Origin of the sequence: Tenacibaculum xiamenense (assembly GCF_964513065.1) — a bacterium.
Taxonomy (GTDB): domain Bacteria; phylum Bacteroidota; class Bacteroidia; order Flavobacteriales; family Flavobacteriaceae; genus Polaribacter; species Polaribacter xiamenense.
This window is the reverse complement of sequence record NZ_CAZEQU010000033.1, coordinates 407368-419250: the sequence shown is the minus strand read 5'-3', so window position 1 is coordinate 419250 and position 11883 is coordinate 407368. Positions and strand designations below refer to the sequence as shown.

At 30.5% G+C, this 11883-nt stretch carries 15 protein-coding genes; 4 read left to right on the top strand and 11 right to left on the bottom strand.

Annotation, left to right across the window (positions count from 1 at the left end):
- The first annotated feature begins 10 nt into the window (after positions 1 to 10).
- The 3 genes from ACKTTV_RS12870 to ACKTTV_RS12860 all read left to right on the top strand — a co-directional run bounded on the left by ACKTTV_RS12870 (position 11) and on the right by ACKTTV_RS12860 (position 3299).
- The gene (locus tag ACKTTV_RS12870) at positions 11 to 697 is read left to right on the top strand and encodes an aspartate/glutamate racemase family protein (RefSeq protein ID WP_408031250.1); all 687 of its coding nucleotides are present in this window, start codon (positions 11 to 13) and stop codon (positions 695 to 697) included.
- Complete coding sequence (locus ACKTTV_RS12865) at positions 697 to 1557, top strand: mechanosensitive ion channel family protein (RefSeq protein WP_408031249.1); 861 nt, start codon at positions 697 to 699, stop codon at positions 1555 to 1557. The genes ACKTTV_RS12870 and ACKTTV_RS12865 overlap by 1 nt, the downstream gene beginning before the upstream one ends.
- Positions 1558 to 1769: 212 nt before the next feature.
- On the top strand, positions 1770 to 3299 hold the full coding sequence (locus tag ACKTTV_RS12860) for a hypothetical protein (RefSeq protein WP_408031248.1): 1530 nt from the start codon (positions 1770 to 1772) through the stop codon (positions 3297 to 3299).
- 77 nt (positions 3300 to 3376) lie between these two features.
- On the opposite strand, the gene ACKTTV_RS12855 is transcribed toward ACKTTV_RS12860, so the two are convergent.
- Complete coding sequence (locus ACKTTV_RS12855) at positions 3377 to 3685, bottom strand: DUF6787 family protein (RefSeq protein ID WP_408031247.1); 309 nt, start codon at positions 3683 to 3685, stop codon at positions 3377 to 3379.
- Between the two features lie 226 nt (positions 3686 to 3911).
- Here ACKTTV_RS12855 and ACKTTV_RS12850 point away from each other — a divergent pair, with 226 nt between their 5' ends.
- Positions 3912 to 4637, top strand: a complete 726-nt coding sequence (locus ACKTTV_RS12850; RefSeq protein WP_408031246.1) for a DUF542 domain-containing protein — start codon at positions 3912 to 3914, stop codon at positions 4635 to 4637.
- 253 nt (positions 4638 to 4890) lie between these two features.
- Here the strand turns inward: ACKTTV_RS12850 and ACKTTV_RS12845 are convergent, their stop codons facing one another.
- From ACKTTV_RS12845 to ACKTTV_RS12800, 10 genes are all read right to left on the bottom strand, one after another.
- Positions 4891 to 5622 (bottom strand): hypothetical protein, encoded by a 732-nt coding sequence (locus ACKTTV_RS12845; RefSeq protein ID WP_408031245.1) that lies wholly within the window; start codon positions 5620 to 5622, stop codon positions 4891 to 4893.
- A gap of 40 nt (positions 5623 to 5662) precedes the next feature.
- Positions 5663 to 6565, bottom strand: coding sequence for a DUF6892 domain-containing protein (locus tag ACKTTV_RS12840; protein ID WP_408031244.1), 903 nt, complete (start codon positions 6563 to 6565; stop codon positions 5663 to 5665).
- A gap of 73 nt (positions 6566 to 6638) precedes the next feature.
- Positions 6639 to 7022, bottom strand: a complete 384-nt coding sequence (locus ACKTTV_RS12835) for a hypothetical protein (RefSeq protein WP_408031243.1) — start codon at positions 7020 to 7022, stop codon at positions 6639 to 6641.
- A 202-nt stretch (positions 7023 to 7224) separates the two neighbouring features.
- The gene (locus ACKTTV_RS12830) at positions 7225 to 7605 is read right to left on the bottom strand and encodes a DUF5367 family protein (RefSeq protein WP_408031242.1); all 381 of its coding nucleotides are present in this window, start codon (positions 7603 to 7605) and stop codon (positions 7225 to 7227) included.
- Between the two features lie 38 nt (positions 7606 to 7643).
- Entirely contained in the window at positions 7644 to 8123 is a 480-nt protein-coding gene (locus tag ACKTTV_RS12825) for a hypothetical protein (protein ID WP_408031241.1), read from the bottom strand.
- Positions 8124 to 8258: 135 nt separating this feature from the next.
- Positions 8259 to 8810 (bottom strand): hypothetical protein, encoded by a 552-nt coding sequence (locus ACKTTV_RS12820; protein WP_408031240.1) that lies wholly within the window; start codon positions 8808 to 8810, stop codon positions 8259 to 8261.
- Positions 8811 to 8977: 167 nt separating this feature from the next.
- On the bottom strand, positions 8978 to 9535 hold the full coding sequence (locus ACKTTV_RS12815; protein ID WP_408031239.1) for a hypothetical protein: 558 nt from the start codon (positions 9533 to 9535) through the stop codon (positions 8978 to 8980).
- 161 nt (positions 9536 to 9696) lie between these two features.
- Positions 9697 to 10107 (bottom strand): hypothetical protein, encoded by a 411-nt coding sequence (locus tag ACKTTV_RS12810; protein WP_408031238.1) that lies wholly within the window; start codon positions 10105 to 10107, stop codon positions 9697 to 9699.
- Between the two features lie 20 nt (positions 10108 to 10127).
- On the bottom strand, positions 10128 to 10988 hold the full coding sequence (locus tag ACKTTV_RS12805) for an SDR family oxidoreductase (RefSeq protein WP_408031237.1): 861 nt from the start codon (positions 10986 to 10988) through the stop codon (positions 10128 to 10130).
- A gap of 50 nt (positions 10989 to 11038) precedes the next feature.
- The gene (locus ACKTTV_RS12800) at positions 11039 to 11590 is read right to left on the bottom strand and encodes a TetR/AcrR family transcriptional regulator (RefSeq protein WP_408031236.1); all 552 of its coding nucleotides are present in this window, start codon (positions 11588 to 11590) and stop codon (positions 11039 to 11041) included.
- Positions 11591 to 11883 lie beyond the last annotated feature (293 nt).

The window sequence follows — 11883 nt, the reverse complement described above, 5'->3', positions numbered from 1 at the left end:
ATCTGAATAAATGAAAGCAATTGGATTAATTGGGGGAATTACTCCAGAATCAACGATTATGTACTATCGTGTACTTAATCAGTTGGCTTCAAGGAAATATGGAAGCAAACATTCCGCTAAAGTCATTATGAATTCTGTTGACTTTGGTGAAATTTCAAGATTACAGCATGAAGGAAGATGGGATCTTTTAGATGATATCATGGCTAATGCAGCTATAAGTCTAGAAAAGGCTGGTGCTTCTTGTATTCTTATTTGTGCTAATACAATGCACCTTACTATTAAAGCAATTAGAAAAAAAGTAACAATTCCTGTAATTCATATTGCTGAGGCTACATCTGAAAAAATAAAGGAAAAACGACTTACAAAAGTTATTTTATTAGGTACCAAGTATACAATGGAAAAGAGATTTTATATTGATATACTCGAAAGCCATGGAATTGATGTAGTAGTTCCAAATAAAGAAGATAGAGAAATAATACACACGGTTATTTATGACGAACTTTCTAGAGGAATTTTGAATGACGACTCTAGAAGTAATTATGTTAATATTATATCAAAGTTGGTAGCGAAAGGAGCCGAAGGTGTTATTTTAGGATGTACGGAAATTCCATTATTAATAAAGGAAGACGATGTAACTGTTCCTATTTTCGATACCACAACAATTCATGCCACTAAAGCATTTCAACTTTCTATTTAATGAAAGATTTTTTATCTAAATATCAATTCAATTTAGATTCCTTCTTTGGAATATTGGGCTATGTATTGGTCGTTATTTTTGTGGCTTGGATACTATCAAGAGTAATTCGATATTTTATAGTTTTATTAATTAGGCATAGAAAAACAGATAGATATGGTAGAACTAGTATTCAGTTTTTCCGTAATTCTGTCAAGTTTTTTATAGGAATCTTTGGTATCGTTTATATTATAATGACGGTTCCATTATTCCGAAGTAAAGCAACCTTTATCTTCTCTGGGGCTGGTATTTTGGCTGCTATAATCGGTTTTGCTGCACAAGCGGCACTGTCTAATTTAATTGCTGGAGCATTCATTGTTATATTTCGCCCTTTTAGAGTAGGAGATTATATTAAGTTAGATGAAGCACGAGTTGGTATTGTTGAAGATATTACATTAAGACATACTGTAATTAACAACTTTGAGAACAAACGATTAATTATTCCTAACTCTGTTATTAGTACAGATTCTGTTCTGAATCATACCATTGAAGATTTTCAAGTATTAAGTTTCAATAACTTTAAAATTGGATTAAGAGCAGATATAGATCTTGCTCGCCAAATCATTCAAGAAGAAGCCATAAAGCTTCCTAAAGTTATTGACAATAGAACTCCTGATCAAATAATAGAGGGAATAGATCAAATTGATGTTCGAGTAATTGATATATATCCCGATCATATTCATATCAGAGCCTATGTGTGGGTCAGCGAACCTTTTTTGGAATTCAAAACAAAATGTGCTTTAAAGGAAGCCGTACATAAAAGGTTTATAGAAGAAGGGGTAGATTTACCGATACCTATTTTTGAACGTATTTTAAAAGATTAAATGACTGAAGCGTTACAGTTTGGTAATATCTCAACATTTTAATGCTCTTAAATACTTATTTTATACCTTATTTTCAGTCTTTTATGTCTTTTTTTATTTAAGTAAAGTGAAGTTTTTTTAATTTATCACTACTTAGGTTATTTCTATTTCTTGGATAAGAAAATAGAAGCCAAAGTAAACGTAACCAACAAAAACTAACAAATATTTACTTTATGAAGAATTATTGTATTTATGCAATAGTATTAATACTATTTGCATGTAAACCTCAAGAGAAGAAGAAAGAAGAGACGAAAGTTAAGATACCCTCAATTACGGCAGTTCCTATGCCGAGTACCCTAGTGTCTGGGCAAAATTTCCCAACAGATTCAACTACTATTAATAATTGGGTTGCAGAAAGCAAAATAGTGAATAACCTAGAAACGAATAAAGACATTATTACACATGGTTGGGATATTTGGAATGCTTTAACTGAAGAAACGGATCAAAAAAACAATGATCAGCCATTAAGAAGGTTCGAAACTTGGTATACACCACAAGATATTCAAAAAGCGCTTAAGGCTAAAACACTTGGTAGTGCAATCAAACTAAATAGTTTAGATAGGTTTGATACTGGAAATCTAGAAATTCCGCACCAAAATCAGCATGGTTTAAAAGTTAGGAGCTCTGATGTAGTTGGGTTTGTAAAATGCGATCCATCTTCGGCTCAACACATTTATGATAAAGAACTATACTTTTTTGAAGTACTAAAAAGCATGATCCGACCTGGAAAAATAACAAATATCCCGGCATTTCCTGCCTCAAGTGTATTGATAAAGCCAGTCTTTTATCCATTAACTAAAACCGATTCATTAAGTCCTAACACATATTCATTACCTGTTTGGCCTGGATATCACGGTCAGGTTCCAATGGACTCAATTATTAAAAATGGTTTTGGTTCTAACTCATGGAATAATAATATTACAATAACAACAACAGGAAAAACGGATAAAGAGAAGAAGGTGTATTCAATAAATGATTTTATCCATTTTAAATTGAGTAAAACACAAGCGAATAATATTGTTAATGTTATTGATAACGGAAAAGCGAAGGAAGGGGATTATGCAGTTCTAGTAGCAATGCATGTAAATACCAGAGAGAATAGAAGGTGGACATGGCAAACATTTTGGTGGTCGGAAAACCCAAACTCTCCCCAAAGCCCAAGTTCTTCTAACATAGCAGAGTTAAAACCAAGTACTTTAGACAGAGCATCAAAACATTATTCAATGGCTTTGGCGTATAATATGATTAGTCCAGCACAACCTTATAGCGGAGGTTCGAATGCCATAACCGATAAAGAACCTAAAAAGGAATCTATTTATGCTTTTAATCCTTATTTAGAAGCGGGGTTCAATGCTGATACTTTTGATGTTTCTGCTTCTTCTCAAAATCCAAATAATTCTGGAGGGAATGATACTATAAGAAAGTACTATAATGAAGGTTATCAGAAAGTTGGAGCGATAAGGTTAAGTGAAAAAGTGTATGAAGGAGGTAAATTAAATAGAGTAGGTATTGAAACTAATTGTATGAGTTGTCATGGACAAGCAAGGTTATATGATGTCAAATCAATCGAAGATTCTTATCAGTATTACATAACGGATCAATACTTTGATTTAGATGCTCCATACTTTAAAAGTACGGTAGTATTGGATTTTGCTTGGAGTATTCAAGGAAGCTTAATTTATAAAGATTCGATAAAAAAATAAATAAAAAAAATCCCGATTCAATCAATGGAATCGGGATTTACTTTTATAATCTTCTGTTGTTTATGTGCTAACTTATTTTATCTCTTCCTAAACAAAAAACCTAGTCCCATTCTGCTCAAAAACTTCTTTTCAAATTCCCAAAAGAATTTAAATTGCCCAAAAAGCCATCCTACCATTGGTAAGGTTGTTTGATAAATTGGAAAAATTAACAAAATTCGCAATGGCCAATAAACCCATGGAGTAACTGTTTCAGGTGAAAGACCTATAAAAGCTGTTATAGGCTTTGCTACCCAAGCAGCAAATGATCCGTTAATAGCAAACACAATAAAAATGGCAATTAAATCCAAATTGCTACTAATTCCCCAACGTTGTTTTAATTTTTCCATGAGGCAAAAGTATGTAAATCTTAAAAAGAAGACAAATCCAAATAGAATAAATAGTCTAGTGGTTTTTATATATTAATTTAACATAATTAATGATTTATTAATAAGTTTGCAAGTATGATTTTTATCATTTTTTAATAGAATCGTTGTAGCCATATTTGTTGTATAATCTATTAAGGTGAATATGATGACTATTAAATCAACATTAATTATTTAAAACGATATTTCTATGGTTGTTTCGGGGGAAAAAACGGTAGCTAGTGTTGTTGTGGAAAACATAAAAGCATCGGAAGTTTTCATGAAGTACGGGATAGACTTCTATTGTAAGGGAGATATAGCCATTGCGAAAGTATGCGAAAATTTAAATATTACGTATTCCGATTTGAAAAAAGACCTTTCCGAAATTGATACAGTAAAAGATGTATTTGAGGATTATAACAAGTGGTCTTTAGATTTTTTAGTTATTTATATTGAGAACACACATCACACTTATATTAGGAAAAGTTTACCAGATATTTTAAAATTATCTAAAAAACTGAATGAAAATGAGGATACTAATGGAGAAAAAGCCTCAAAACTTCATAAAATGCTGATTCAAATGAATGAAGTTATTCTTGATCATTTAGATGAAGAGGAGGGAAGCCTATTTCCTCACATAAAAAAGCTTATTGCAAACTTAAAAGACGATAACCAATCCGAGTATCTTTATGATATAAAGATTAAACACTTAATCAATCCATTAAAGGATCAGAGAGACCTTATTGCTCATTTAATAAAGGAAATAATTTCACTTTCAAAAGCTTATTATGCCATTGATACTTCCAACGAAACATCTAAAAAACTGAGCTTAAAACTTCAAGAATTTGAATTGGATTTGCAAAGACATTTTCACTTAGATAATAACATTCTTGAACCGAAGGCCATTCAATTAGAAAATGATTTAAAAGAAAGGTGATATCATAATTACCTTAAAATTACATGTATTTCATTGTGAAATCATCCAAGAATAAGCCGTTATGCTTTACTAATCCTACTGAATCTAATTTCATTTTCTTTTTTTTTTAGAATATTTACCAACAGTCTTTTACAGCTATTATTTATGGAGTTTACCAATACTTTTCTGTTAAATACTGACTTTTAGGGTTCTGAGTAGATTTAGATCCAGTCGAATCAGCTGTAAAAGTGTTATGCGATACATGGGAAGGCATCTAAATTATTATTTTTAATCCATTTTCAACCATGAAATATACCTTACCAACATCTGGTAATTCTTTATAGTCGATACCCCATGGTTCACCAATTTCTTGCATTTGACAGGCTTTTAAAAATAACTTCTGAGATTTTTCATTAAGTGATTGATAATAGTTATTTAAACATTTCTCAGCATCCTGCATACTAAATATCTCAGCTAGATAAGGCAAGGATATGTTAAAACCGAATTGATTGTATTTGTCCAAAAAATCTGTGCCAGTCCAATAATGACTATGAGTTGTATAATCGAAATCGGTACCAAAGAGAGAATATTTGTAATTTGACGAAATATGGCTTGTCAACCCTTTTTTAATCCATGTATCTTTGTATTTTGAAGTATTATTTTCAAAAATATCAATGTATGGTATCAATAACCGTTCAGTATGTTCTTTTATATCCTCGTAAGCCTGATTAATAGAGTGGCTTTCTCCAACTTCGTAATGATAACCTAAATTCCACAGGTTAAAATGAAGTAATGTTTCATCAAACGGAATAAAACTAATAGAAAGAATAACTGATAGAGAAATTTTGTTTTTTGTATTTCCCGAAAAAGATTCGAAAGATATACAATATCTATACTTTTTCGTTTGTTTTTTTGCTCCCCATGTTTTTGTGTACTTAAATCCTAATTCTGAATAGTGTTGGGCTATTTTTCCTCCAATAACATCAAATAATTCTTTAGCTTTCATTTTTTCATAATATTGGTTAATGTTTGGTATACCAGTTTTTTTATATCCATTCCGCTTTAATTCCGATCTTATTCATTTCGTCCACTATATTATTTTTAGCATAACATAATACTGCTTTTTTTAAGTTTGGAAATTGTTTCACATCATCTATAATCTCGATATCCCAATAGTCTTCCCATCCTTCTCCAAATCTTAGGAGTTGCATGTAAATATCATTTCCACCATCTTGATAGATTTCAGTTATTGCAGATGCATATTTTTTTGGAATAGGTAAATCCTTAAAATATTGGGTTACCTCAGGTATGGGTTCATAACCTTCTTCCTCAAGATCAATATCCCTCTTAGTATACCAAACAACAAATTCAAATAAATCAAATTTGGGTTGAATAAGGCCTTTGTTATACATTAATTCCTGAATGATAGATAACTTAAAACCAAAATCTGAAAATTCAATCAATTCTTCATTTAATTCTTTAATCACATACTTATCTTCAGGTATTTTCTTAATTGTTGACTCCTTAAAGGCAGCTATTTCAATGGCTTCAATAGTGTTGTCAACAGAATCAAACCAAGCACTAATATTATTTAAAACTAAGGCCCCAGATGAATCTCCATCAAAAAGCTTAATTCTTTTATCCTTATTGGTTTTATAGTAATTTATAATTTCTTCATTATCAAAATAAAATTGCCCTTTGAAAACCTGCTTAGGGCTAAAAGCAAAATCCTCTTCTTTTAATTCGAGCAGTAAACTTTCTACAACTTTACCATTTTTTGAATAAGCAAGGATACCTAAATGATCCCAAGTAAATATTGTGTTATGCTTAGTTTTTGTTGTTCTTTTATTTACTGAAAGTAACTTATTTAAAAGTTCAATCTCAATAGGGAAAGACAAAGAGATATCGTTGATGCTAAAGTTTTCTTTAGATAGATTTAACCTAATCATAGTTATTTTGTCAACGTTTTAGGGGATGGTTTGTTGTGGTGTTTTAATGCAGTTTAGATGTTGTTGGGTGAAGTTATATTTTTTTCATTCCCATTATCATTTCGGCTCCTCGTTCTTTCACCGAAATAATTAACTTATTTTTTGTTACTGAAATTAATTTTTGTTCAGCAATACCATCTAAATCATTAGTTTTCATAATTCTTCGTTTTTTATCAAATTCCCATTTCCCAACATATTTTTGTCCATTTTCCATTCCTTCTTGTTTTCCACTTTTATGAAAAATTACCCAGTTCATCTTTTGCATTTCAGAAGGTAGTTTCATTTTTTTTCCAGCCATTTCCATATATTCAATTTGCCATTTCCCAGAAGTTATCAAATCTTTTTCATTTTTCTCTTGAGAATTTATATTATGAATAGAAGTAATAATTAATAATGTTAGTGCTATAATTTTTTTCATATCTATTTATTTTTTGTTATTAAGTTTTGAGTTGGTTTTTTAATAACACTCAACTAGCTATATCCAAACAAATATAATCTTTATCCAGTTTGTTTATTCTGATAACTGAACCTTTTACTATAAGAAATTAAATACACTTTCTTATTTGTGGTATTAGAGGCTTGAGTGAAAATTGCTATAATCACAAATACAAGAACTCGTTTCATTTATTGTCTTTTTTTATCAATCCAAAAACTAAAACGGTTGCATAAGCCCACATTAGCCAAGAGCCAAAAGTAGCACCGTCCGTTTCGGGAAGATTAGGAAATACCCAAGCAAAAAATTCAATACAAAACGTGTCAAAAATCATTCCTGGCAAAACCATAATTGTAGCGGATTGAACTGCTTGTAATTGGCTCAATTTATATCTATTAAAAACCCAATTTGCCACAAACCCTAAAAATGGGATTATTGCCAAGTAAAGTCCAGTTAAAACTAATGAGTTGTCAGTAAGAAAAAAATATTGTCCTGCAATTCTAAAAGCAATTGTTGCTAAGAGCCAAATGCTGAATCCGATTATTAGGCTAAAAATTTTATAGTTCATTTGTTATTTCTTAGTTAGGTTATATTGTACATAGTTTTTTATTCTTTACATATTACTCCGTCTTGTGAAATTTTTTGCCCTTCGTTTGTTGTCATTGTTGCTGTATAATACATACACTTATTTTCAATTTTTTTTTTAGTTACGACAATTCCATTATTTTTATTTACCCACTCTTTTTCTTCACTCAATTCCGCTTTCGAAGAGTCATAAGTCAATCGATAAGTACAATCGTCAATCCATTCAATAACTTCATATTCAGGTATTCCATTTCCGATTCCGTTTTTCCATTCGATTTGAGTATTTTTCTCTCGAACTACAATCCATTTTTTAATAGATAAATTTCGTGTACCTGTTAGTTTTATAATACTGTCATTCGCTTCGATGGTATATTTGCCCATTTCTTTAGTTTCTGGAATATAAAAAGTACCAATTCTAAAATCAGAGCAAGTTAACTTTTGGGCATAAGAATTTAATCCGATTAAGCTCAATGTTATAAGTAGTAATTTTTTCTTTTTCATATTATGTAGAACGTATTTGTGTATGATTTTTTTACGGGAAAAGGGAGCTGGTTTTTTTATGTGTTTGAAATGTAGTTGGTTATATTGTGTTTTTCGCGTTAGGATTTTTCCGTAATTAATTATACGCTTTGTTACCTATAATTTTATTTCATAATTATAATCAGATTCACTGTTCCAAAATTCAGTAATCTTTTTCATCCCATTAGAATTATCTATTTTAGAATTCTGGTTATTCTCTAAAGTTTCTAACAGTTTCCTGTCTGAGTTGAATTTTTCCTCAATAGTTGAGATTTGTAATGATATTTGAGATTCAGTCAATCCTCTTTGCTTTAAATCTAATTTTATTGACTCTATATCAATTGAAAGATAATTATTTATACTAGCAATCATTCCATTGATTAAATTAGAATCCATAATCATAAAATCAAATTTAACAGGAGTTCTCTCGATCGAAATAGTTTTGTCATAGTAATGTTTTAACTCAGTGTTCTGTATAATTTGTTCTTTTGTCAAATTTACTTTGCCATTTGAGTTTGTAGGAATGAAACTGTAAGTATAATAACTTGAAGAGTTTATATAAATGTTCAAATGACAGAGAACATTTGCAATTTTTAACTTATCACCTTTACTATTAATTAATTGAACCGAGAAATTATTAGGTAAAATTGGATGTTTTTTATTTTTCATAACATTTGTCGATGTTTTTGCATTCTCAATTTCCTTGTCATTTTTTTTAATGTCTTTACAGGATAGAGCTAAAAGAAATATCAGTAAGTAGAGTTTTGTTTTCAAATTGTATGATAACGTTTTACCTAAGCCTTGTTTAAATATAGTTTAGGCGCTGTTGTAGGTGGTTATTTTTTGTTCCATTCAGGTGAAACACAAGAAATAAGATTGTTTTTATCGTCAGTAGCTCCAATATAGCCATAACCTTTTTTGTAATAAAAAAAATAGGTTACGTTAGTAAACTCTCCTTTAATGACTAAAAGGTTTTTATAATCACAATACGGAGTTTTCAACTTACCATTAAAAGATTTTATACTGTAATTGCTCTTCTTATCAGCAGTTTTCCAAGATTTTCCTTTTTCGAATTTTGAGTCAAATCTGATTGTTTCTGTATCACAACATTTTTCATATTGATAAATTACTCCATTTTTTTCTCTTAATAGAAGACTTCCTGCGTTTCCGGCTTTCCAATTTTGAGCAAATTCAATGTACTTTTTGTTCTTAATTTCTTTACTTCCAATGATTTCCTCAAAATAATAAGAATCCAGCCATAGTATTTTCTTTTTTTCTATAGTTAAAGGAAAATAGTCTTCATTTTCAAGTTCAGAGCAGAAACTTTGTCCCTCGGTTTGGGAGAACAATGGAAGACATATTAATAAAGTAAAGAAAGTGAATATTGATTTCATTCGTATTTTTATTTTAATTACCTGCGACGGTTTGGTGTATGAGAAATAGCGAACTTAGATCAACTACTTTTCGGAGAACAATATACTTTAATTAAATGAGAAACGATTTGAGTTATTATCCAAACCGTTATTGTTTATACACAATGTTACCCACAGTATTTTTATTGAATGTATTTATTTGTTTTTGCAAAAATTATAGTAAAACTAACGGCTAAAATTCCGTGTAAAATCACAGCCCCTAAAGCCATTGGTTCGCTATAAATTTCAAAATTAGGTAAAGCGGTATATAAACTTCCTAAAGTTCCAAGTCCGTGAAAAACAGTAAATCCCATGGCAACATACTTAGCAGTTTTAGAGAGAACACCTGCTTTAAAAAGAATAAATAGCCCTAAAATTCCTAAAGCTGTTAATGCCGCACCCATAAACCGAAATGTGATTGTCATTTCTATGGTTTGTGTTGCTATTTGTTCAGCAGATTGAGAGGCAGATACTCCTTTTATATAATTGTTCATACCGAATAATACTTCGAAAAATGAGTGGATACTAAAAATAATGGTTGCAAAACGTTTCATATGTCTATTTTATATTTGAATTACAGAAAACTGCCTTTAATTTGCTGTACCAATTTTGTTCCATCTGGATCTGCTTGCGTTTTTAAACTACAAAATTGTTCTGCCCATTGTGAGGTTCTAATTCGTAATGGTGGATTTTCTACTTTTGAAATATCTAATAATATCTCTGCAACTTCAGCGCCGGTTTGATAAGTTTGTGCCTCGCCCTGGCTAGCTCTTTTTTGTATTCCTGCCATATACGACTGAAAGATTGGTAAATATTCACCTGTAGCTAATGCACCATCTACGGCTGTTTTGCTAATGGCAGAGTTCATAAATTCGGTTTTAATACCACCTGGTTCTACGCAAGTAATTTTGATGTTAAATGCATCTGAAACATAGGTAGCTAATCCCTCCATAAAGCCTTCAACTGCGAATTTAGCACCACAATACAATTCGTTAAATGGTTGACCAACTAAACCTCCTATAGAGGTAACACTAATAATTTGTCCCGATTTTTGTTTACGCATATAGGGTAATACGGCTTGTGTGCAAAAAACAACACCATGATAGTTAACATCTGTTACCCACTTTATTTCTTGTTCAGTAGCTTGTTCTGTGGTTTTTGCAAAACCCGCACCAGCATTATTTACCAATACATCAATTTTTCCATCTTTTTCGATAATGGTTTTTAGGGCAGTGTTTATTGATTGTAAGTTAGTTACATCTAATTGAAGTATCGTAATGTCGAGATTTTCATTTTCTGTTTTTTCTTTTAGTGTGTCTGCCTTTTTTAGATTACGCATAGATGCATATACTTTGTAACCATTTTTAGCAAATAAAACAGCGCTTTCAAGACCTAAACCTGTTGATGTTCCTGTAATTAGTACGTTTTTTTTCATATTCTATTATATTTGGAATGAATGTTCATTCCAATTTTTGATTAAATTTTTTATTCTTTAATAGCATCCCAAACTAAATTCATTTGATTTTTAAGAGATGCATTTTTCGTTTCGGTTTGACTGTAATACCATCTTAAATAAGATATTATAGAACCTGCTATAAATGTTAGTATTTCATCTGACGGAATATTTTTAATAATACGTTGTTGTTGTCCATTATGTATTAATTCAATTACTGGGGCGATAGATTTTCTTCCGAATGCTTTGCTTTCGTTTGTAATAATAGGTGATGCTTGTACCTGTTCTATAAATTTGAAATACATAGGATTCTTGATAAAAAAGGAAATAGCCGACTTAAAATAGCTTTCAAACTGCGTTCGGATTGGTTTTTCTCTATCAAAATCTGTGAAAAGTGACATTTCCTGAGCCTTAATGCTAACATAAACTTCGTTAATTAAAGTCTCTTTATTAGGGAAATAGTTATAAATAGTACCCATTCCTGTACCTGCTACCTTAGCAATGGCAGACATTGGTGTATTATGTATTCCCTTTTCAGTAAGAAGTTCTAGTGCAGATAGTAAAATGTTTTCTTTTTTATTCACTGTGCTAATATAAGGAATGGAATATTTATTCCAATGTGTTTTTAAAAAAAATGATTTTTGATATAAAGGCTAACCGTTTGGTGTATGATTAGTAGCGGGTTTAGATGCACTATCTTTTCTGTTATAACGGACCATTTTTATTTTTACTTTATTTCGCTCTGACCATTAAACCGCTATTGTTTTATACAATGTTTGACGTTGTTATTTTTTCATATTTTTTTATTTCCCTAAAATCCTTTTAAGGTATCTATCCATTTTTTAGTCAGCAATGCAAACTGATTTCGTTCTTCTGA

Coding starts and splice junctions, on each gene's coding strand:
- ACKTTV_RS12870 (WP_408031250.1), top strand. CDS start 11: ATGAAAGCAATTGGATTAATTGGGGGAATTACTCCAGAATCAACGATT.
- ACKTTV_RS12865 (WP_408031249.1), top strand. CDS start 697: ATGAAAGATTTTTTATCTAAATATCAATTCAATTTAGATTCCTTCTTT.
- ACKTTV_RS12860 (WP_408031248.1), top strand. CDS start 1,770: ATGAAGAATTATTGTATTTATGCAATAGTATTAATACTATTTGCATGT.
- ACKTTV_RS12855 (WP_408031247.1), bottom strand. CDS start 3,685: ATGGAAAAATTAAAACAACGTTGGGGAATTAGTAGCAATTTGGATTTA.
- ACKTTV_RS12850 (WP_408031246.1), top strand. CDS start 3,912: ATGGTTGTTTCGGGGGAAAAAACGGTAGCTAGTGTTGTTGTGGAAAAC.
- ACKTTV_RS12845 (WP_408031245.1), bottom strand. CDS start 5,622: ATGAAAGCTAAAGAATTATTTGATGTTATTGGAGGAAAAATAGCCCAA.
- ACKTTV_RS12840 (WP_408031244.1), bottom strand. CDS start 6,565: ATGATTAGGTTAAATCTATCTAAAGAAAACTTTAGCATCAACGATATC.
- ACKTTV_RS12835 (WP_408031243.1), bottom strand. CDS start 7,022: ATGAAAAAAATTATAGCACTAACATTATTAATTATTACTTCTATTCAT.
- ACKTTV_RS12830 (WP_408031242.1), bottom strand. CDS start 7,605: ATGAACTATAAAATTTTTAGCCTAATAATCGGATTCAGCATTTGGCTC.
- ACKTTV_RS12825 (WP_408031241.1), bottom strand. CDS start 8,123: ATGAAAAAGAAAAAATTACTACTTATAACATTGAGCTTAATCGGATTA.
- ACKTTV_RS12820 (WP_408031240.1), bottom strand. CDS start 8,810: ATGAAAAATAAAAAACATCCAATTTTACCTAATAATTTCTCGGTTCAA.
- ACKTTV_RS12815 (WP_408031239.1), bottom strand. CDS start 9,535: ATGAAATCAATATTCACTTTCTTTACTTTATTAATATGTCTTCCATTG.
- ACKTTV_RS12810 (WP_408031238.1), bottom strand. CDS start 10,107: ATGAAACGTTTTGCAACCATTATTTTTAGTATCCACTCATTTTTCGAA.
- ACKTTV_RS12805 (WP_408031237.1), bottom strand. CDS start 10,988: ATGAAAAAAAACGTACTAATTACAGGAACATCAACAGGTTTAGGTCTT.